22 protein-coding genes are annotated in these 21,235 nt (G+C 48.8%); 14 read left to right on the top strand and 8 right to left on the bottom strand.

Features of this window, described 5'->3' with window-relative positions:
- Complete coding sequence (locus CD05_RS0105215) at positions 1-2,526, bottom strand: heavy metal translocating P-type ATPase (protein WP_028509599.1); 2,526 nt, start codon at positions 2,524-2,526, stop codon at positions 1-3.
- Positions 2,527-2,599: 73 nt separating this feature from the next.
- Positions 2,600-3,811, bottom strand: a complete 1,212-nt coding sequence (locus CD05_RS19555) for a YhfC family glutamic-type intramembrane protease (protein ID WP_051588843.1) — start codon at positions 3,809-3,811, stop codon at positions 2,600-2,602.
- A gap of 186 nt (positions 3,812-3,997) precedes the next feature.
- On the opposite strand from CD05_RS19555, the gene CD05_RS0105205 reads away from it, so the two are divergent.
- From CD05_RS0105205 to argS, 7 genes are all read left to right on the top strand, one after another.
- A complete protein-coding gene (locus CD05_RS0105205; protein ID WP_028509598.1) occupies positions 3,998-5,101 on the top strand; it encodes a transglutaminase domain-containing protein in 1,104 nt (367 codons plus the stop codon).
- A 12-nt stretch (positions 5,102-5,113) separates the two neighbouring features.
- Entirely contained in the window at positions 5,114-5,890 is a 777-nt protein-coding gene (gene hisA / locus CD05_RS0105200; protein ID WP_028509597.1) for a phosphoribosylformimino-5-aminoimidazole carboxamide ribotide isomerase, read from the top strand.
- Between the two features lie 126 nt (positions 5,891-6,016).
- A complete protein-coding gene (locus tag CD05_RS0105195) occupies positions 6,017-7,099 on the top strand; it encodes a D-alanine--D-alanine ligase family protein (protein WP_028509596.1) in 1,083 nt (360 codons plus the stop codon).
- Positions 7,092-7,907 (top strand): glutamate racemase, encoded by an 816-nt coding sequence (gene murI / locus CD05_RS0105190; protein WP_028509595.1) that lies wholly within the window; start codon positions 7,092-7,094, stop codon positions 7,905-7,907. Before CD05_RS0105195 ends, murI begins: the two co-directional genes overlap by 8 nt.
- Positions 7,908-7,931: 24 nt before the next feature.
- Positions 7,932-8,096 carry a DUF1934 domain-containing protein gene (locus CD05_RS21300; RefSeq protein ID WP_198021572.1) on the top strand — a complete coding sequence of 55 codons (165 nt, stop codon included), beginning with the start codon at positions 7,932-7,934 and terminating at the stop codon, positions 8,094-8,096.
- A 19-nt stretch (positions 8,097-8,115) separates the two neighbouring features.
- Complete coding sequence (locus CD05_RS21295) at positions 8,116-8,346, top strand: DUF1934 domain-containing protein (protein WP_051588842.1); 231 nt, start codon at positions 8,116-8,118, stop codon at positions 8,344-8,346.
- Positions 8,347-8,368: 22 nt separating this feature from the next.
- Positions 8,369-10,051, top strand: coding sequence for an arginine--tRNA ligase (gene argS, locus CD05_RS0105180; protein WP_028509594.1), 1,683 nt, complete (start codon positions 8,369-8,371; stop codon positions 10,049-10,051).
- A 105-nt stretch (positions 10,052-10,156) separates the two neighbouring features.
- Here argS and CD05_RS0105175 read toward each other — a convergent pair whose 3' ends face one another.
- Both CD05_RS0105175 and CD05_RS17585 read right to left on the bottom strand, forming a co-directional pair.
- On the bottom strand, positions 10,157-11,119 hold the full coding sequence (locus CD05_RS0105175) for a hypothetical protein (RefSeq protein ID WP_028509593.1): 963 nt from the start codon (positions 11,117-11,119) through the stop codon (positions 10,157-10,159).
- Between the two features lie 54 nt (positions 11,120-11,173).
- Positions 11,174-12,322: a glycoside hydrolase family 5 protein gene (locus CD05_RS17585; RefSeq protein ID WP_051588841.1), complete on the bottom strand. Its 1,149-nt coding sequence runs from the start codon at positions 12,320-12,322 to the stop codon at positions 11,174-11,176.
- Positions 12,323-12,634: 312 nt separating this feature from the next.
- Here CD05_RS17585 and rpmE point away from each other — a divergent pair, with 312 nt between their 5' ends.
- From rpmE to CD05_RS0105140, 6 genes are all read left to right on the top strand, one after another.
- Entirely contained in the window at positions 12,635-12,835 is a 201-nt protein-coding gene (rpmE, locus tag CD05_RS0105165) for a 50S ribosomal protein L31 (RefSeq protein ID WP_028509592.1), read from the top strand.
- A gap of 73 nt (positions 12,836-12,908) precedes the next feature.
- Positions 12,909-13,529 (top strand): YigZ family protein, encoded by a 621-nt coding sequence (locus CD05_RS0105160; protein WP_028509591.1) that lies wholly within the window; start codon positions 12,909-12,911, stop codon positions 13,527-13,529.
- A gap of 85 nt (positions 13,530-13,614) precedes the next feature.
- The gene (locus tag CD05_RS0105155; RefSeq protein WP_028509590.1) at positions 13,615-14,616 is read left to right on the top strand and encodes a deoxyguanosinetriphosphate triphosphohydrolase; all 1,002 of its coding nucleotides are present in this window, start codon (positions 13,615-13,617) and stop codon (positions 14,614-14,616) included.
- Between the two features lie 46 nt (positions 14,617-14,662).
- Positions 14,663-16,435, top strand: a complete 1,773-nt coding sequence (gene dnaG / locus CD05_RS0105150) for a DNA primase (protein ID WP_028509589.1) — start codon at positions 14,663-14,665, stop codon at positions 16,433-16,435.
- Positions 16,436-16,525: 90 nt separating this feature from the next.
- On the top strand, positions 16,526-17,632 hold the full coding sequence (gene rpoD / locus CD05_RS0105145; protein WP_028509588.1) for an RNA polymerase sigma factor RpoD: 1,107 nt from the start codon (positions 16,526-16,528) through the stop codon (positions 17,630-17,632).
- Positions 17,633-17,651: 19 nt separating this feature from the next.
- Positions 17,652-18,056, top strand: coding sequence for an Rrf2 family transcriptional regulator (locus tag CD05_RS0105140; RefSeq protein ID WP_028509587.1), 405 nt, complete (start codon positions 17,652-17,654; stop codon positions 18,054-18,056).
- 43 nt (positions 18,057-18,099) lie between these two features.
- Here the strand turns inward: CD05_RS0105140 and CD05_RS0105135 are convergent, their stop codons facing one another.
- The gene (locus CD05_RS0105135) at positions 18,100-18,612 is read right to left on the bottom strand and encodes a nucleoside recognition domain-containing protein (protein ID WP_028509586.1); all 513 of its coding nucleotides are present in this window, start codon (positions 18,610-18,612) and stop codon (positions 18,100-18,102) included.
- Positions 18,602-19,042 (bottom strand): nucleoside recognition domain-containing protein, encoded by a 441-nt coding sequence (locus CD05_RS17580; RefSeq protein ID WP_347495381.1) that lies wholly within the window; start codon positions 19,040-19,042, stop codon positions 18,602-18,604. Before CD05_RS17580 ends, CD05_RS0105135 begins: the two co-directional genes overlap by 11 nt.
- Positions 19,043-19,423: 381 nt before the next feature.
- Between CD05_RS17580 and CD05_RS0105125 the strand changes: the two genes are divergently transcribed.
- Complete coding sequence (locus CD05_RS0105125; protein WP_028509585.1) at positions 19,424-19,669, top strand: AbrB/MazE/SpoVT family DNA-binding domain-containing protein; 246 nt, start codon at positions 19,424-19,426, stop codon at positions 19,667-19,669.
- Positions 19,670-19,784: 115 nt separating this feature from the next.
- Here CD05_RS0105125 and nspC read toward each other — a convergent pair whose 3' ends face one another.
- The gene (nspC, locus tag CD05_RS0105120; protein ID WP_028509584.1) at positions 19,785-20,921 is read right to left on the bottom strand and encodes a carboxynorspermidine decarboxylase; all 1,137 of its coding nucleotides are present in this window, start codon (positions 20,919-20,921) and stop codon (positions 19,785-19,787) included.
- Positions 20,921-21,223: a barstar family protein gene (locus CD05_RS0105115; protein WP_028509583.1), complete on the bottom strand. Its 303-nt coding sequence runs from the start codon at positions 21,221-21,223 to the stop codon at positions 20,921-20,923. Before CD05_RS0105115 ends, nspC begins: the two co-directional genes overlap by 1 nt.
- Between the last annotated feature and the right edge of the window lie 12 nt (positions 21,224-21,235).

The raw sequence follows: 21,235 nt of genomic DNA, 5'->3' as shown, positions 1-21,235 counted from the left end.
TCAGGCTATACCCTTGACGGTATAATCCTTATCCTCTACTGCCTTTGTAAGTACCTCGTCGCTTACCTCTGCCGAGAGCGAAACAACAGCCGTGCCCTTTTCATGGCTCACCTGTGCAGATGCAACACCGTCAAGCGCTTCAAGAGCTTTCTTTACAGCGGCCTCGCAGTGGGGGCACATCATGCCCTCGATAGTCATTGTTTTTTCCATAGTCATACACTCCTTTTTATCATTCCCCGGTCTATTACTGAGCTTTTTGTCACGGCCGGGGTCGTGGATATCCACCCGGTCGATACGCAAAGCATTCATACAAACGGTAAAGCTCGAAAGACTCATAGCGGCAGCGCCCACCATAGGGCTCATCTCAAAACCGAGCCCGAACAGCGCCGAGTAAAAGCCTGCTGCGAGCGGTATGCAGATGATATTATAGAAAAACGCCCAGAAAAGGTTCTGGTGGATATTCCTGACAACTGCACGGCTTAGCCTTACGGCAGCGGCGACGTCTTTGAGCTCCGAGCGCATAAGCACGATATCTGCCGCATCGACTGCTATATCAGCTCCTGCGCCGACTGCTATTCCGACATCTGCCGAGGTGAGCGCAGGGGCATCGTTTATGCCGTCGCCTACCATAGCTGTTATACCCTCAGAGCGCAGAGCCTTAATCCGGCTGTCCTTGCCGTCAGGAAGAACGCCTGCGATAACATGATCTATCCCTGCCTGCTTTGCTACAGCCTGCGCCGTAAGCTCGTTATCGCCTGTTATCATAACTACATCTATACCCATGCCGGCAAGCTCATTCACTGTGCCCACAGCATCGGGTTTGATCGTATCGCTCACAGCTATTATGCCCAGTATCTCTTTATCAGATGCAAAAAGCATCGGCGTCTTGCCCTGCTGCGACAGCTGACGGCAGAGCTTGGCAGTCCGGTCATCGTCTCCGACAGCTTCTGCGATATATTTAACCGAGCCGCCGAAGACCCTTGCCCCGTTAGCTATGGCAGTAACGCCCTTGCCGGGTCTTTCCGAGAAGTCTGAAAGAGCTGTTTTCAAAGCTCCCCGCTCCTCGCAGCATGAGCTTACAGCCCTTGCGAGCGGGTGGTCAGAGAGGCTTTCAAGCGAGAACGCAATACCGAGCAGCTTCTCCTCATCGCAGCTGTCAAGAGGGATAACGTCAGTTACCTGCGGCCTGCCCTCGGTTATAGTGCCTGTCTTGTCAAGCGCACAGACATTTATCCTGCCGGCGGCTTCAAGGCTCTCGGCGGTCTTAAAGAGTATAGCGTTCTTAGCCCCGACACCGCTTCCGACCATTATCGCAACGGGCGTTGCAAGGCCGAGAGCGCACGGGCAGGAAATAACAAGCACTGCTATAGCCCTTGACAGAGCGTAGGAATACTCCCTGCCGGCTGCAAGCCATACCACAAAGGTAAGCAGTGCTATGCCTATAACGGCAGGCACGAACACTGCGCTCACCTTATCGGCTATTCGGGCGATAGGGGCTTTTGTGGCTGATGCATCGGATACAAGGGCGATTATCTTTGATAACGCCGTGTCCTTGCCGACCCTTTCGGCCCTTGCGGTGATAAAGCCGGAGCAGTTGACAGATGCGGCGTATATCTCATCGCCCTCTGCCTTATCAGCCGGGACTGATTCGCCGGTAAGGGCTGATTCGTCTATCGCAGTGCTGCCGGAAACTATCACGGCATCAACAGGCACTCTCTCGCCCGGGCGGACGGCAACTATATCCCCCACCCTGACTTGCGAGATATCGACAGTCTGCTCCTTGCCGTCTTTTACTACAGTCGCAGTCTGAGGAGAAAGGCGCATAAGGCCTTTGAGCGCATCGGTGGTCTTGCCCTTTGATATGGCTTCAAGCAGCTTGCCGACTGTTATGAGCGTAGGTATCATAGCAGCCGTCTCAAAATAGAGCGACATAACTATATCCGCCGCCGCACCGGTATCGCCCTTGCTCAGCCTATCAAATATCACAAAAAGCAGCACGAGCGAATAAATATAAGCCGCCGACGAGCCGAGCGACACCAGGGTATCCATATTCGGCGAGCGTTTAAAAAGCGCCTTGCTGCCGGACACAAAGAACCTTCTGTTGAAAAGCATAACGGCCGATGCGAGCATGAGCTCACATACCCCCACTGCCGCAGGGTTTGACAGAGCAGCCGGGAGATAAAGGCCAAGCATTCCGTGACCCATAGATATATACATGAGCAGCAGCAAAAAGCCTGCCGATAATATCAGCCTGCGCTTTAAAACAGGCGTTTCACGGTCTTCAAGCAATGCGCTGTAATCGTCCTGAGGGGAAGCATCGGCAGCGCCGCCCTGCTTTTTAGCGCCGTAGCCGGCAGCGGTAACGGCTTTGATTATATCCTTTTCATCTGCACTGCCCTCGACACCGAGAGTATTGGTGAGCAGCGAGACAGAGCAGGACTCAACGCCCCCGACAGCCTTCACGGCCTTTTCGACCTTCGCCTGACAGGCAGCGCAGGTCATACCTGTAACGGTATATTTTTCCATAAAGCATACCCCCATACGGTATATACAGTATACCATATGGGGGTATATTTGTCAAGAGCTTTTTTGATCTTTATTACTGGTTATAGTAGCTGTTGTTATTGTTGCTGCTGTTAGATGTGCTGTAGTAGCCGGTGTTTGAGCTTGAGCCGCCGTAGTAGCTGTTATAATCAATGCCGGAGCTCTGCTGTGCAGTCTGCTGCGTATAGCCGCTGTACTGGCTGTTGTTCGGTGTCTGCTGATAGTAGTTGTTGTAGTTATATCTGTTAGGGTCAGCCTGCTGACTGTAAGTCTGCTGCTGGTAGGTAGGTTGCTGATATGTCTGCTGCTGATATGCAGGCTGCTGGTAAGACTGACGCTGATACGACTGGCGCTGGTAGACAGGCTGCTGGTAGGTCGGCTGCTGATAGGTCTGCTGCTGGTAAGCCTGCTGCTGATAATTCTGCTGATAGCCCTGCTGCTGGTAATAACCGTAGCCGTTCTGGTTGTAGCCTGCTGCGGTGTTGTCGTAGCGTCTGTAATAGCCGTTGGGGTCGTAATAGTAGGGGTTATTAGCAAAGTAGCTGCCGTACTGGTTGAAGCCGACACCCATAGGCGGGCCGATAGGAGAATCCTCTCTTGACAGCTTGTTTACCTTCTTTACCGAAACAATGGTTATGATTATCTCGAAGATGAAGAACACGACAATAAGCTCTTCTCTTTCAGCCATAAGGCAGAAGTCGTAGAAGCCGTGTATCAGCACTGCCGAGAAGATAGCCTTGCGCAGGTTCTTTTTCTTTCCGGCAGTATCGCCGAGCGAATCACATCTCTTGGCAAGGCCGTAGTAATAGCCCATGAACACCGCATCTATAGCGTGACCCGGAACGGAGAGGATACCTCTCATGACGGCAACATATACCGAACCGCCCATAACGTAGAGAATATTTTCAAGCGTCGCAAATCCGAGCGATACGGCAACTGCGTAGACGACAGCATCAAAGGTGTAGTTGAATTCCTTGTTTTTCCATGTGCGCAGCTTAAGCACTATGAATTTGCCAAGCTCCTCCATAAGTGCCGCTTCACAGAAAGCCTCGATAAAGGCATAGACAAGCGTTCCCTCATCGACTATCTCCTTAGCAAACGAATCTATCAAGACCTCAAGCAAAGCTGCTGATATGACCGTAAGTGCGCCGAGCGCAAAGAGCGAGGCAACAAGACCCTTCGGCTCTTTCTCGATCTTATCCTTCCTGCGTATGTAGATCATAAGCAAAAACGCCGGCAAAACGGCAAGCCCGAATAGTATCTCCATATTCACTGTCCTTTCGTTAAAAAATGATAGTTTTAACTATTATAACACATAATCACGCCAAGTGCAATAGCTTTTTAATTAATTATTTAAGATAACAATAGTTTCCTTGCTTGACATAGGTATGCATAAAATGGTATAATATTCATAAGTATTGATTTGAACAGGAGAACAGTAAAGGCGGCGGCAATGAGTATAAACAAGATATCATTGATAATAGTCCTCACGGCTTTTGCAATCGGCGGAGGATTCATAGCAGCGGCAAACACGTCTATAATATGCGGCAGCGAGAGCAGCTCTGTTGTGTCTGACAGCAAAAAAAGCTCATCAGGCAAAGACAGCAGTGTCTCTTCGCAGGGAGAGAGCTCATCTGAGGGCGACAGCTCGTCAGAGATAATAATTATCAGGGAAAAAGAGCCCACCGAGCCTGAACGTGACGCAAGCGGCAGGGAGCTGCCATACGACGTTATGCCCATTGTCTCGGCTCACATGAGCGGCGACACATCGGAGCTTACAGACAAGCAGTTTGAAGTGCTTGTAAAGGCTCAGGAGATACTCTCTGACATCATCACCGACAGCATGAGCGACTACGACAAGGCAAAGGCCATTCACGATTACATCTGCCTGAACAACGCCTATAAGGACGAGGCGCTGAGTGCTGTTTCACAGTCAACGGTCGATGAAGGGTCGCCTTACGGCGTGCTTATAGAGAATGAATCGGTCTGCAAGGGGTATGCGACGGCTTTCAAGCTGCTTTGCAATATGTGCGGCATCGAGTGCGAGCTTGTTTACGAATATGAGCAGGGCAATGATGACATAGATCATCTTTACGACAGCATAAAGATAGGCGGCAACTGGTATTACGTCGATGTGACCTGGGACGACAGGGAGCTTGACGAATACAGATACAAATTCTTCCTGATAAACAAGACGCAGCTTTTATACGACCATTTGCCATACGAAGACTGCCCGGAAACTGCTGACGACTGCGACACATACGCTGCGCACGAGCTGACTGAGATAAACAGTGCCGAGGAATGCGAAGCACTGATAAAAGACATGGCAGCCAGCGGCAAGAAATTCCCGGCGTTCATAAGACCCGGCAGTGAGCTTGGGGTAAACCTCAGGTTCCATTCACAGACGCAGGGCTATGACTACAGCTTTGACGCTGATGAGAATGCTGATATACTGATAAATGCTGCGCTCACGGGCGCGCCGGACCTGGTATTGGAGTTTGCAAAGACAAGGATAAACGGTGAGACTGTACTTATAATATACAGAAGACTGTCATAAGAGAGGTTTAAAATGAGATTCAGACCATGCATAGACATACACAACGGAAGCGTAAAGCAGATAGTCGGCTCGTCGCTGAGTGATGCCGGAAACAAGGCTGAGGATAATTTCGTATCACAAAAAGGCGGCGGATATTACGCAGCCCTTTACAAGGAGCACGGGCTTAAAGGCGGCCACATAATAATCCTCAACCCCGAGGGCTCGGAATACTATGGTGCAGACCTTGAAACGGCATACGATGCTTTAAAAGAATACCCCGGCGGCCTGCAGATCGGCGGCGGGATAAACGACGGCAATGCCGGCAGGTTCCTTGACAAGGGGGCAAGCCACGTCATCGTCACGAGCTTTGTCTTCAAGGGCGGTATCATCAATTACGACAATCTCGGGAAGATAAACAAAGCCGTAGGCAGGCAGAGGCTGGTGCTTGACCTTTCATGCAGGAAAAAAGACGGCAGATATTTCATCGTGACTGACAGGTGGCAGAAGTTCACCGACACGGAGCTTACCCTTGAAACGATGAAGGAGCTCTCCGAGTGGTGCGATGAATTCCTTATCCACGCTGTAGACGTCGAGGGCAAGGCAAGCGGCATAGAGGACTATGTAGCAGGGCTGATAGGGGCGTTTAGCGAGATACCCGTGACATATGCAGGCGGTATACATTCCTTTGAGGATATTCAGAAGCTGCGTGACATATCACAGTCAAGATCAGACTACACGATAGGCTCGGCACTCGATATCTTCGGGGGCAGCCTCAGTTTTGAAGAAGTGTGCAGCCGCTTTAATGACTGAATTGGTGAAAATACACTAAATTCACGCAATTAAGATGAAAAATTGTAATTGCAATTCTTTATAAAATATGTTATAATAATATGTTGTACCGGTCAATGATAAAATCGGTACGGAAGGGTGATAATAATGGCAAAGCTAAAAGTCGCTGTTATCTTCGGAGGAAGATCAAACGAGCATGATGTTTCGCTTGTTTCGGCAGCTCATGTTATCGACAGCATACCAAAGGATAAATTCGATGTTTACTGCATCGGCATCACAAAGAAGGGCAGCTGGTATAAATATATCGGCAGCACAGAGAATATAAGGAACGGCGAGTGGGTAAAGCACCCCGACAACGTAAGGTGCATACTCTCCCCTGACCCGATGCACAAGGGCTTTATCGCTCTTGATGAGGACGGCGGCTATCAGAACATAAAGGTTGACTGCATATTCCCGATGCTTCACGGCAAGAACGGTGAGGACGGAACTGTGCAGGGGCTTTTTGAGCTGGCACAGATACCCTTTGTAGGGTGCGACCACATATCCTCGGCTAACTGCATGGACAAGGAGCTGACACATATCGTGCTCGATTCCCATGGGATAAAGACAGCACCCTATGTGCCGATACTTGACTGCGAGCTCGACAAGCTCGATGAAAGATGCGCTGAGATGGAGAGCAAGCTCTCATACCCGATGTTCGTAAAGCCTGCAAACTGCGGCTCGTCGCTGGGCGTTTCAAGAGCCTGCGACCTTGAGCAGTTAAAGACAGGCATCAAGCTCGCATTTGCTCACGACTCGAAGGTGATAGTTGAGCAGGGCATCGCAGGCCTTGAATGCGAATGCGCTGTAATGGGCAACAACGAGCCGTTTGCATCGACTGTCGGCGAGATATGCTCTGCAAATGAGGACATCTACGACTTTGAGGCTAAATACAACAACGAGGCTTCAAAGACGGTTATCCCGGCAAGGATAAGCGACGAGGCTATCGAAAAGATAAGAGAAACAGCTATAAAGGCATACAGGGCTATGGGCTGCTCGGGTCTTGCAAGGGTGGATTTCTTCCTGTGCAAGGGCGATGAGCCTGTGCTCAACGAGATAAACACTCTCCCGGGGCACACACCTATCAGTATGTATCCCAAGCTCATGGAGAATGCAGGGCTTTCTCCGCAGCAGCAGGAGGAAAAGCTCATAAGATACGCTTTTGAAAGGGCTGACGTTGACTATGAATAATGATCCTATCGGCGTGTTCGATTCGGGTGTCGGCGGTCTTACGACTGTAAAGGAGCTTGTAAAGCTGCTGCCGCACGAGAATATAGTTTATCTCGGCGACACAGCAAGAGTTCCCTACGGCACAAAGAGCAGCACGACTATAGCCACATACGCCAAGCAGGATATAAACTTTCTGCTCGGGCATGATGTAAAGATGCTTCTCGTTGCCTGCGGCACGATATCCTCTGCCATGATGCACGAGCCGATATTTGAAAACGTGACTGTCAGCTACAGCGGCGTTGTTTTACCGACTGCCGAGGCTGCCTGCAAGGCTACAAGGAACAAGCGCATAGGCGTTTTAGGCACAAGTGCTACTGTCAAGAGCCAGAGCTTTGCAAACGCCATTAAGGCGATAGACCCCGGGATAGAGGTAACATCAAAGGCCTGCCCTATGTTCGTACCGCTCGTCGAGAACGGCTACACTGACAGAGACTGCAAGGTAACAAAGCTGATAGCTGAGGAATACCTTGAAATAATGAAGAAAAACGAAGTCGATACGCTGATACTCGGCTGCACGCACTTCCCTCACCTGCATGACATCATACAGGACACTATGGGCAGTGATGTAAAGCTGATATCCTCTGGCGCTGAGCTTGCAAGGTTCGCTGTAGATGCGCTGACCCGTGATAATGCTCTCAGCGACAGGCAGACAGAGGGGCAAAGAAAGCTCTACTGCACAGACAGTGTCGAGCTTTTCACCGAGACAGCGGCGACATTCTTAGGCAAGGACAACAATGCACAGATCGCAAAATGTATACTTAAAACGTGAAAGGACAGTATTGTGAAGGATGCTTTGATAAAGCTGATAAGCACTCAGAACGACGGCGAGGAAAGCGAGTCTACCGAGCTTATCACAAGAGGAAAATACGGCCGTGAAAAGGACGGCTATATAATAGAATACGACGAGACAGAGGCTACGGGCTATGCCGGCTCGACCACCAAGATAAAGGGCGTTTGACAGCGGCACGAAGATAGCTATGGAGCGCACAGGCGCTACGCAGTCAACTCTTATCGCAGAGCTTGGCATCAAGCATCACTGCCAGTACGGCACGCCTTACGGCGACTTTATGGTGGGTGTGAACACCAAGACCATAAAGAAGGAGCTCGACTCAAAGGGCGGCCAGCTCGATTTTTCGTATGTAATAGACATCAATTCGAGCTTTGTCGGTGATTTCAGGATATTTGTAAACGTGACACCAACAGCCTGACAAAAGAAAGGAAGATAAAAGTATGGCAAATCTTATTCAGGACGCATTCGGGCAGGTAAGAGAGCTTGTTATGAATGCCCTCGGAGTATGCATCCGTGACGGGATATTCCCGGCTGAGCCGATAAACCCATTCAATGTTGAAAGGCCGGCTGACCCTAAAAACGGCGACGTTTCGACAAACGCTGCAATGGTATGCGCAAAGGCTTTCAGAAGCGCTCCGAGAAAGATAGCAGAGGAGATAGTCGCTAAGATAGACTTAGGCGAGACATACTTTGAAAAGTGCGAGGTAGCAGGGGCTGGATTTATAAACTTCTTCTTTGCGAGCAGCTGGTACGGCGAGGTCGTAAAGGCTGTGCTTGATGAGAAGGAGAACTACGGCAGCACAGAGCTTGGCAAGGGCAAGAGCGTGCTCGTTGAGTTCGTTTCTGCAAACCCCACAGGGCCTATGCACATAGGCAACGCAAGAGGCGGCGCTATAGGCGACTGTCTGTCGGCTGTACTTGAAAAGGCAGGCTACAATGTTGCAAGAGAGTTCTACGTCAACGACGCAGGCAACCAGATAGAGAAATTCAAGACATCTCTTGAAGTGAGATACTTACAGATATACAAGCCCGAGACTGAGCTTCCTGAGGACGCTTATCAGGGTCAGGACATTGTTGAGCACGCAAAGGCTTTCAACGAGGTATACGGCGACAAGTATGTCAATGCTGACAGCGAGGAGAGAAGGCAGGCGCTGTGCGATTTTGCGCTTCCCAAGAACATACAGACGCTCCATGACGACCTTAGCAAGTACAGGATAAACTACGACAAGTGGTTCACAGAGAGCTCGCTGCACAAAAGCGGCGCTGTAAAGGAAATAGTTGAAAAGCTCAAGGAAAGCGGCTACACCTACGAGCTCGAAGGGGCATTATGGTTCAAGTCGTCTGAGCTGGGCGACGAGAAGGACAGAGTGCTCGTGCGTGCAAACGGCGTGCCTACATACTTTGTTCCCGACATCGCATACCACTATAACAAGCTCGTGACAAGAGGCTTTGACAAGGCTATAGACGTGCTCGGTGCTGACCACCACGGCTATGTTCCGAGAATGAAGGCTGCCCTCAAAGCGCTCGGCGTTGACGAGAACAGGCTCGATGTTGTCATCATGCAGATGGTAAGGCTTGTGCGTGACGGCGAGGTTTACAAGCTCTCAAAGCGTTCCGGCAAGGCTATAACACTTGCAACGCTGCTTGACGAGGTGCCGATAGATGCAGCAAGATTTTTCTTCAACTTAAGAGAGGCAAACTCACACTTTGATTTTGACCTTGACCTTGCAGCATCAGAGAGCTCACAGAACCCTGTTTACTACGTTCAGTATGCTCACGCAAGGATATGCTCTATCCTTGCAAAGGCAAAGGAAGAAGGCATTGAGATAGGCAGCAACGCTGACCTTTCCGTACTCAGCACATCTGACGAGCAGGAGCTTATAAAGTTTATAGCAACTCTTCCCGATGCGGTAAACGATGCTGCTAAAAACTACGACCCGGCAAGAATGACACGCTATGTCATAGAGCTTGCGACACTTTACCACAAGTTCTACAACAACTGCCGCATAATCGGCGAGAGCAGCGAGATAATGCAGGCAAGGCTGACACTTTGTCTTGCTGTAAAGCAGCTGATATTCAACATTCTCACTATGCTGAAGGTCACTGTTCCTGAAAAGATGTGATATACACAAAAAGCCCGGAAGTCTGTTCCGGGCTTTGTTTATATCCTCACAAAAGATAAAGCCCGGACAGATGCCCGGGCTTTTGTTATTCATTGTCTTGAATTATCAGGACTTTTTCTTAACTATAACAGCGATTATGATTATTACCAGTACAGCGCCGCCGGCAATACCTGCGATAAGGCCTATGTTGCTGTCCTTGCTGTCAGACTTGGAGCTGCTGTCAGAAGAAGATGAAGCTGTAGATGAAGCGTCAGCCTTGGAAGAATCAGCAGCCTTAGACTCTGCAACAGACTCATCAGCCTTGCTCTCCTCAACGGAGGAAGCCTCTTCTTCGCTTGATGCGTCATCGCCGCCGGCAGCATCTATTGTGCCGTTGCCGTAAACCTGCTCATAGAACTCGTTCTCATAGCCCTCTATCTTATCGGTAGGAAGACCTGTTACCTCGAATGTAATGGTGATAGGATCGGTAGTTGTCCATGCATCATTTGTCATTGCAGGTGTGATGTGAGCGGGCGGCTCAGTCCAGCCCCAGCTGTTCTTTACTTTGATTACCTTCTGACCGTCTGTTGTGTTCTCGGGGTCTTCTAATACCTGAGGATATTCGCCCTCTTCGTTCTTCTCGTTTGTGAATGTGTACTCAACGCCGTCGATAGTAGCCTTCTTTATCTCGAAGAGAACACCCTTGTGCTCCTCAACATCAGAGTATGTATCAAAGTCAAGGTTGAGCTCAACGCCGAGATAACCTACCTGGATACCAGCTTCGATCCAGTCATCTTCAACGTGATAACCACTCATCTCAACAGTGTACTCGCCGTTACCTGTGATGTTAACATTCTTGTAGGTACCGTCAAGAGTTACGGTCTCCTTCTCGTCGGTAGGCTCACGGTCAATCTCGGTCTTGTGATCCCACTGGTCTCTTATCTGCCAGATGATACCTGCCTGGCAGTAAACGCCGTTTTCATCTGCCTTGGGAACAGGGAGCTCTTCGTCTGCAAATGCAGGCATTACCGTTGTTGCAGCAAGGATAGCTGCTGCGCCTAAAGCTGTCAGTGATCTTTTCAATAACATTATTGATTCCTCCAATTTTGTTAAATATATCCTATCAGTCGCCTGATATAATCCTTACTTTACTGCCTCGATGATAGCTTCGACTATCTTGGGGCATTTCTGTTCAAGCATCGTCCTGTCGATTATCGCAAATGCTTCACAGTCCCACCAGAAACACTTGATGCCGTTGTCCTTGGCGGCCTTTGTAAAATACCCTGCGTGTAACGCTCTTGCGTCCTCATTGCCGCCCTTATCCTGCGAGCCGTACTCACCTATGATGACAGGCAGACCCTTTTCCTTAGCATCGTCTGCTATCTGCTTCATAGAAGCGTCTATCGCCTGCTTATCCTCATCAGAGCCCCACTCATCAGTCATATTAGTCCACGAGGCATTCTTCCAGCAGAAGCCCTGCGGGTCGTAGTCATGCACCTCAAGGAGCATATGGCCGTCAGCGGTATCCTTCGGGAGCTCAAGGTTCTTTATCTTGCCGTAGCTGCCGGCATAGGTCATGATAACAAGGTTTCTTGTCTTGTTATAGCCCTCGCCTGCCCTGACGGTATCGACGAATTTCTGATTATACTTGGCAAGCGCCTCGACCGACTCGCCTCTTCCGCCGCCGTTCCAGTTATTGCTCTTATCAAGTATCTCATTGATAGATTCAAAGAGCAGCTTCTCGTCGTAGTCAGCAAAGCGTTCAGCCACCTGCTCCCATATCTTTCCGAAACGGTCGCCATACTTTTCATAGCTCTCGTTGGTAGCCTTTACCCAGCCGTTCTCGCCGCCGTCGTGATGAACGTTTATGATACAGTAAAGGTCTTCCGAAACAACATAATCGACTATCTCCTGCACCCTGTCCATCCATTCCTTATCGACTGTGCCGTCCTCGTCGATATGGTTGTTCCAGGTGACAGGCACCCTGACTGCGTTGAAGCCCGACTCCTTGACAAGCGTTATCATCTCCTGGGTCGTCTCCGGGTTGCCCCACGAGGTCTCACAGGAAAAGACATCGTCACGGCTGCCGCCTGTGGCATCAAGGGTATTGCCGAGATTCCAGCCGGCACCGAATTTATCGACCGCCTTCTGAGCCTTTTCGCACTCGGAATAGACCTTAGGCTCACTGTCCGAGCTGCCGCTGCTGTCTGAGCTGTCACAGCCTGTGGCCGCAAGCATAGAAGCCGAGAGCATCAGCGCTGCACCTTTGAGCAATATTCTTTTATATGTCATTCATTCACCTCCGCAAAAACACATATTAGCTTATTCACTTCCAAAGCATATTATATCATATATTTATAGATTTGTCATCAGTTTTTTTGTAATTTTAATGATTTTCACCAAACTGTAACTTTTTAAATTGTACAAATCACAAATTCCTGCGTAAATTTGCAAAAAGGTATTGACAAATAAGGGCAAATCTGATATAATATTTGGGTATGATAAATCATACAATTAAGAATACTACATAGAACTACTGTCTGAAGTTAGGATGATGGGCTTCTATGAGTCATAAGCCAATTTCAGAAAGGAGGACGTTTCAAGATGAGAGAAGGTATACATCCTGTATACGAGGAGACAACTATTACTTGCTCTTGCGGTAATGTTATCAGGACTCGTTCAACAAAGAAGGATATCAAGGTCGAGGTTTGCTCCAAGTGCCACCCTTACTTTACAGGTAAGCAGAAGCTCAACGACGTGGGCGGCCGTGTAGACAAGTTCAAGAAGAGATTTAAGCTGGACTGATATCAATTTCGGCAAAGAGGGCGGTTATTCCGCCCTTTATTTTTATCTAAACGAGACTATTAGGAGTATAGATATGGGATACCTGACCGTCAGCGGACATTCATCTGACAGCTTTACCGAGAAAAAGTCAGAATTCATAGGATATATCTGCCACGTCGAGAGCGAGGAGGAGGCTGTGGCCTTCATCAATGCCATAAAGGCAAAGAACAGAAAGGCAAGGCACAATGTTTACGCCTACAGGCTGAGGGCATCTAACCTCTCACGCTACTCGGACGACGGAGAGCCGCAGGGCACGGGCGGCGTGCCGGTGCTCGATGTGCTTAACAAGGAAGGCCTTGTCGATGTATGCGTTGTCGTGACGAGGTACTTTGGCGGCGTGCTGCTCGGTGCAAACGGCCTTGTGAGGGCTTACTCTCATGCCTGCAAGATAGCAGTTGACTCGGCACAGCGGCAGGAATTCTGCGAATGCTCGCTCATTGAGGCTGTGACTGACTACAATATGTATTCAAAGCTCTCTTTCCTGCTGCCGAAATTCGGCGTTAAGATGAAAGACGAGCTGTTTGAGGAGAATGTCAAGCTCAGCTTCTTTGTAAAGGCCGAGCAGTGTGATGAGCTGAAAAAGGAACTGACAGAGCTTACAAACGGCAGGATAGTTATTGACGAAACTGACGGGCTGTGGGAAGATTTTGCCTGACAGGATATTTTTTTCGTATAAAAAAAGGCTTTTTTGAAGCTGTATTGTATATTATAGTACAGACAAAATACAAAAGGGTGATGCTATGCTTCCGAGAGAGATAACCGAGAAGAATGAAGAGCTGCTGTTTTGCGAGTATGCTTTTTTCTCCAAGGACACACAGGGCAGGAAAAGGTCTGACGAAAAGTGTAAGCTCAGGACAGAATTCCAGCGTGACCGTGACAGGATAATACACTGCAATTCTTTCAGGCGGCTGAAGCACAAGACGCAGGTGTTCTTAAGCCCTGCCGGCGACCATTACCGCACAAGGCTTACCCACACGCTTGAAGTGGCGCAGATAGCAAGGACAATATCCCGGGCGCTGAGGCTCAATGAAGACCTGACGGAAGCTATAGCTTTAGGGCACGACCTCGGGCACACGCCTTTCGGGCACGCAGGAGAAAGGATACTAAACGAGCTCTCCCCCGGCGGGTTCCACCACTACGAGCAGAGCTTAAGGGTGGTTGACTTTATCGAGAAGGACGGCAAGGGGCTTGACCTTACATATGAGGTAAGAGACGGCATACTTAAGCACACCAACCAGACTGCACTTACAAGAGAGGGCTGCATAGTCAGGATAGCTGATGTGATAGCCTACATCAACCACGACATTGACGACTCGGTGAGAGGAAACATAATCACCGAGGCTGACATACCAAAAAGCATCACTGATGTTTTAGGACATTCAAAGAGCGAGAGGATAACAAATCTCGTAAGCGCTGTTATAGACGGCGGCGCTGAGACTATATCCATTAAAGATGATGAGATAAGCAAGGCCTTTGAGACGCTGCACAGGTTTATGTTTGACAGTGTATACACAAACCCCAAGTGCAAATCGGAGGAAACAAAGGCGCAGGCGATGATAGCCGAGCTTTACAAGCATTTCTCGGCGCACATTGAAAAGCTGCCTGCACTGTACATGAACCTCGCCTACCAGTTCGGCATCGACCAGGCTGTGTGCGATTACATAGCCGGCATGACAGACGTTTATGCAACACAGGTGTTTGAGGATATCTTCGTGCCGAAGGGCTGGCAGTATTTCAATTAGTGCGGTGTTGCCTTAGATATAGATATAAAAACGGAGCTGATACACGATGGCTTTTCCGGCCGAGTTTATTGACAGGCTGAAAACAGCGAACCCTATAGCCGATGTTATAGGCTCATATGTGTCTTTGAAGAAATCGAGCGGCAGAGATTTTGTGTGTCTTTGCCCGTTCCACAATGAAAAGACACCCTCCTGTCATGTACACACTGACAAGGAATACTTCCACTGCTTCGGCTGCGGCGCAGGCGGAGACGTGATAACATTTATAATGAAATACCACAACCTTGACTATGTCGAGGCTATAAAGATGCTTGCCGAGAGGGGCGGCATCACTATGCCTGAGGACGAATACTCGCAGAGAAAGCCTCAGGGGCTGCAAAAAAAGCGGCTGTATGAGATAAACAAGGTAGCAGCGAGGTTTTTCTTTGAGAACCTGCGCTCGCCAGAGGGTGCGCCGTGCAGGCAGTATCTTAAAATGCGTGGGCTGACGAGCAAGACCATACAGAAATACGGCATGGGCTATGCAAAAAACAGCTTCACAGCACTTAAGGACTATATGCTTGCAGAGGGGTACAGCGAAAAGGAGCTTGTTGATGCTTCGCTGCTGTTTAGGAGCGAGAAGAACAAGAAGACATACGATTTTTTCATGAACAGGGCAGTTTTCCCGTTTATTGACCTGACAGGGCACATCGTGGGCTTCGGCGGCAGAGCGCTCAGCAGCGATGACAAGCGCAAGTATCTGAACTCAAAGGACACTGTGGGGTATAACAAGAACAGGTTTCTTTTCAGCATGAACTTCGCCAAGGACGCAAGCGTGAAAACGAGAGAGATAGTGCTCTGCGAGGGCAACCTTGACGTTATATCGCTTAACCAGGCAGGGATAGAGAATGCTGTGGCTTCCTGCGGAACGGCGCTCACGCCTGAGCAGGCAAAGCTGCTCTCGAATTACGCCGACACGGTGATAATCTGCTACGACTCTGACGAGGCCGGCCAGAAGGCGACCAACAGGGCGATACCAATACTGACAGACGCAGGGCTAAAGCCGAGAGTTATAAAAATCGAAAAGGCTAAGGACCCTGATGAATACATACAGAGGTTCGGGCCGGTGGCATTCAAGAACCTGCTCGGCAAGGCTGACGGGGCTGTGAATTACAAGTTACAGACCGCAAAGCAGGGGCTTGACCTTGAAACGGAGACTGACAAGGTAGAGTATCTCAAAAAGGCCTACCAGGTGATATCTCAGCTGAGGTCGCCCTCAGAGCGTGAGGTGTACATCGGCAAGCTCTCACGAGAAGAAGGCATCTCGACCGAGAGCATCACAAGAGAGGTAAACTCAATAATCAATTCAAGGCGCAAGCAGCAGAAGAAAAAGACCGACCGTGAGTTGATGACTTTTACCGACAGGACCCGTGACCCGCTCAATCCGGATGCTTATCTTTACCCGAAAGAGGTCATAGCTGAGCAGGGAATAATCTATTACCTGTTCAACAACCCTGACGACACCAAAGAGATAATGGCGCTGATACCGCCTGAGTGTTTTGTGACAGAGCTCAACCGCAGGATATACAAAAGCCTGACTGACAAGATAAACTCAGGAGAGGATTTCTCGGTGTCGGCCTTCAACGGTGAATTTTCTCCCGATGAGATGGGTAAAATAACCGAGATACTCAGCTCAGGATACGATATGGGCATAACGCTCGAGGTCGCTGAGGATTATGCGGCTGTTATAAACAAGAAATTCAGCTCGCTGCGGGAAAAGAAAGCAAGTGAGCTTTCAGACGACGAGTTTTTAAAGGCATTTTATTCTACCAAAGGAATATAAGGATAAATAACAATATATATCAGCATCTGCCAAACGGGGGTCATTCTCCCCTTTTCACAGGCTGAAAAAAGGAACGGAGTGTTAAAGCTAATGAATGAAAGCAAAAAGACTGTAATGGAAAACCTTATGGAAAAGGGCAAGACCACCGGTAAGCTCACAGCCAAGGAGATAACCGATGCTTTTGAAAAGGTCGATTACGATGTCGAGCAGATGGACGCATTCTACGACAACTGCACAGAATACAACATCGAGATAATCGACGACATTATCCCTGAGGATCCGCTTGATCTTCTTACCACCAGCGAGGAGGAGCTCTCGCCTGATATGGACGACATATCCCTCTCGACTGACGGCATCGCTATTGATGACCCGGTAAAGATCTACCTTAAGGAGATAGGCCGTGTTCCGCTTCTTACCTCTGAGGAGGAGATACAGCTTGCTGAGAAGATGTCGAGCGGCAACGAAAAAGAGGCCGCTGCTGCAAGAAAGAGACTTGCAGAGGCTAACCTCAGGCTCGTTGTTTCTATAGCTAAGAGATACGTCGGCAGAGGCATGAGCTTCCTTGACCTTATACAGGAAGGCAACATGGGTCTTATCAAGGCTGTTGAGAAGTTTGACTACACAAAGGGCTTCAAGTTCTCGACATATGCTACATGGTGGATAAGACAGGCTATAACAAGAGCTATAGCCGACCAGGCAAGAACTATCAGAATACCTGTTCACATGGTAGAAACTATAACCAAGGTAAAGAAGGTATCGAGCCAGCTTCTCCACAAGAACGGCCACGATGCTACACCTGAGGAGATAGCTGAGGAGCTTGAGATGCCTGTTGAGAGAGTAAGAGAGATAATGAGGATAGCTCAGGATCCTGTTTCACTTGAAACACCTATCGGCGAGGAGGAGGATTCACACCTCGGCGACTTTATCCCTGATGAGGACGCTCCTGCACCTGCTGAGGCTGCATCGCTCGTACTTCTTAAGGAGCAGATAAACCAGGTGCTCTCTACTCTTACTGACAGAGAGGCAAAGGTGCTCAGACTGCGCTTCGGCTTAGAGGACGGCAGATCGAGAACTCTCGAAGAAGTAGGCCAGCAGTTCAAGGTAACAAGAGAGCGTATAAGACAGATAGAGGCAAAGGCTCTGAGAAAGCTCCGCCACCCCAACAGAAGCAACAGAGTAAGAGATTATCTCGACTGATAATGAACAGGAGCATGATATGCATTTGACACTTGAAGCCGACTATGCAGTAAGAATAATGCAGGTGCTTTGCAAAGCAGGCAATGTCAGGACTGATGCCGGCGAGATATCAAAGCGTGCGTGTGTTACGCCCAGCTTCACACTCAAGATACTCAGAAAGCTCGTATCGGCAGGGCTGGTGAAGTCATTCAAGGGCACACACGGCGGCTACATCGCTGCCAAGGAGCCGCAGGAGACTACCCTGCTCGAAGTCATCGAGGCGATAGAGGGTACATACCGCTTCTCGAAATGCTTGCAGAACGAGTCGGTATGCACTATGGGCAATTCTGACGGCTGCTGCTACAGGAAGGTATTTGAAAAGATAACCGATTCTGTAAGGGTGCAGCTTGCACAGAACACGTTCAGAGACCTTCTGGGCGAATAATAGGAAAACATGGAAGACTGTCGGGTTCGGCAGTCTTCTTTTTTCAGAATAAAAGCCTTACAAATATGACCGAGAAGATAAAGCCAAAGATATCAGCCGTGACAGCCGGGATAACAGTTTTGCCGGTGCATCTGAGCTTTACTGCTGAGAAATAAACTGCTATAGTATAAAAGGTAGTCTCGGTGCTGCCCATCATAACGCTTGCCACACGGCCTGTGAACGAATCGGGCGAGACATCGCTTAAGATATCGCCGAGCACAGCAAGAGCGCCGCTGCCGGAGATGCCCCTTATCATAACAAGCGGCAGGCACTCGGCCGGAAAGCCGATGCTTGCAAAGACTAATGACAGCTTATCTGCCAGAAAGTCGATAGCGCCGCTTGCACGAAGCATTGAAACGGCTGTGAGCAGCATAAGCAGTGCCGGGAAGATATCAAAAGCGGCCTTGGCGTTTTCCTTAGCACCCTCGGTGAAGGCGGAGAAGATATCCTTATCCTTAGCAAGGCCATAGATACAGATAAAGCATATCACGCCTACTGCAAATAACTCACCTGTCATGACGCTTCTCCCCCGGGTACATAATGCAAGTCATGACACAGCCTGCCATGACAGAGACAAGAGATGTAAGCAGCACCGCCGGGATTATCTCATAGGGGTGCTGCGAGCCATGAGAAAGGCGTATAGCTGCGACTGTTGCAGGGATAAGCTGGATAGATGCTGTGTTTATAACAACGAGCATAGAGATATTCCTGCGTGAGTGGCGGCTGTTGTCATCGAGTGCCTTGACAGCCTCGATTCCGAGCGGTGTTGCAGCATTTCCGAGGCCAAGGAGGTTAGCTGTGATATTCATGCTTATCGCATTATACGCCCTGCTGCCACGCTCTACACCACGAAAAAGCAGCCTTATCACCGGCGAGAGAAGATACGCTATCTTATCTGTCAGCTTCGCTTTATGGGCTATATTCATTATTCCTCCCCAGAACGCCATGACGGCACAAAGTGTCAATGACAATTGCAAAATGTCATCACAACTGCCAAGAGCGCTCTCGCAGACTTTGTCAAGGGTACCGTAAAAGGCTGAAAAAATCACAGAAAATACCATAATTCCGCACGTCAGTTTACCTATCATCATATACCACCTCATTTGCATATATATCACCATTCTAATGGGTTTTGTGTGACAATAAAACATTTTACACATTTTCTCAATTCCGCGTTTTGCAATTTGCATATTCTGCTGTTTAATATATTTATATCGAGTTGTAAAATAATTGTATATACTCTTGACATTTTGTGGTGTTTTATGTATAATTTAATTGGAAAAAGTTCCAAAATAGCCATAACGATCAATGGAAGGAGAAGCATAGTTATGAAATCGACCGGCATAGTTCGTGATGTTGACAATCTTGGCAGAATAGTTCTTCCAATAGAATTGAGGCGTACTCTTGGTATCAACGTAAAGGACTCCGTAGAGATCTTTACAGACAACGATGCCATTATTCTTAAAAGGTTTCAGCAGGCCTGCGTATTTTGCAGCTCAACTGACGGCCTTACAGAATACAAGGGCAAGATGGTATGCGCACACTGTATCAAAGAACTGAATGCAAGCAAATAAATGTATTACAAAGAGCGGTCAACTAAGTGGCTGCTCTTTTGATTTTATGCATCATAAACATAGGATATGCAAAAAAGCCTTTCCCCGAAGCTGACCGGGGAAAGGCTGATTTTTTTCAAATTCTTGATTTAAAATTCTTATATGAGAAGCTCTTTATAAGCCTAATACCATCTTCATCACTGAGATAAATAGACGGGAGCGGCATACCGTTGAAGGTGTTGTTCTTGACTGTCGTATAGATAGCCATGTCGCAGAACACCAGCCTGTCGCCGGGCTTAAGCGGCTCATCGAAGGAGTAGTCACCTATTATATCCCCTGCAAGGCAGGTAGGGCCGCCAAGGCGGTAGGTGTATTTCTTTTCGTCCGGCTGGCCGGCGCCGATGATATTCGGGCGGTATGGCATTTCAAGCACATCGGGCATATGGCAGGCAGCGGAGGTATCGACTATTGCGATATCCATGCCGTTTTTGAGGGTATCGAGCACCTCGCAGACAAGAAAGCCTGCATTGAGCGCAACAGCCTCGCCCGGCTCAAGATACACCTCGACGCCGTACTTGCTCTTAAATCGCTTGATAAGCCCGATTAGAGCCTTTGTGTCGTAGCCCTCTTTAGTTATATGGTGACCGCCGCCGAAGTTGACCCATTTGAGCTTGCTAAGATATTTTCCGAACTTTTCCTCAAAGTGCGGAAGCGTTCTTTCTAAAACGTCCTCGCCCTGCTCACACAGGCAGTGGAAATGCAGCCCCTCTATGCCTTCAAGGTCAGCTTCCGTGAGATTTGCCGCAACTGTGCCGAGCCTTGAACCGGGGGCGCAGGGGTCATATATCTCGTGCTCTGATTCGCTGTACTCAGGATTGACCCTCAGGCCGCAGGAGATATGCCTGCCGCTTAGCAAGACAGTGTCCTTATGCATTCTGTACTGCGAAGGGCTGTTGAACACGATATGGTCGCATATCTTGACAAGCTCTGCCATATCATCAGCCTTGAACGCCGGGCTGTAGACGTGGACCTCGCCCTCGCCTGCCTCCTCACGGCCGAGCATGGCTTCATACAGGCCGCTTGCGGCAGTACCGTCAAGATACTGCATGATAAGCGGATACACGCTGTACATCGAGAAAGCCTTCTGCGCAAGGAGTATCTTACAGCCGCTCTGCTCTCTGACATCTTTTAAAATCTTTAAGTTGTTTTCAAGCAGCTGCTTATCTATGACATAGCATGGGGTTTTTACCTTATCATAAAGATCCGTTTTCATCAGTCGTTAGGTACTTCCATTTTTGAGTTGATGCTCTTAACGCTCATATTTATAATCTTAAGGTTGGGGTTTGCATTCTTTGCATCGTATAATACCTTAAGTATCTCACTTGCAAACTCCTTTGCCTCGCCTTTGAGATCATCAAAATCGCTCAGAATGACCTCGATATCCGGGTCATCATCGGAAAGAACGTTGAATAAAGCATCGGTATCAAACACATCTCTGTCGCCGAAGTTATTGTTTATGTAATAGAAAAAATTATCCTTATTCTGAAAAATAGCGTCATCCAATAATAAAGTCATGATATAAAACTC

This window comes from Ruminococcus sp. NK3A76 (genome assembly GCF_000686125.1).
Lineage (GTDB): Bacteria > Bacillota > Clostridia > Oscillospirales > Ruminococcaceae > NK3A76.
Note: the sequence above shows the minus strand (reverse complement) of the source record. Positions and strands in the feature narration are given on the sequence as shown.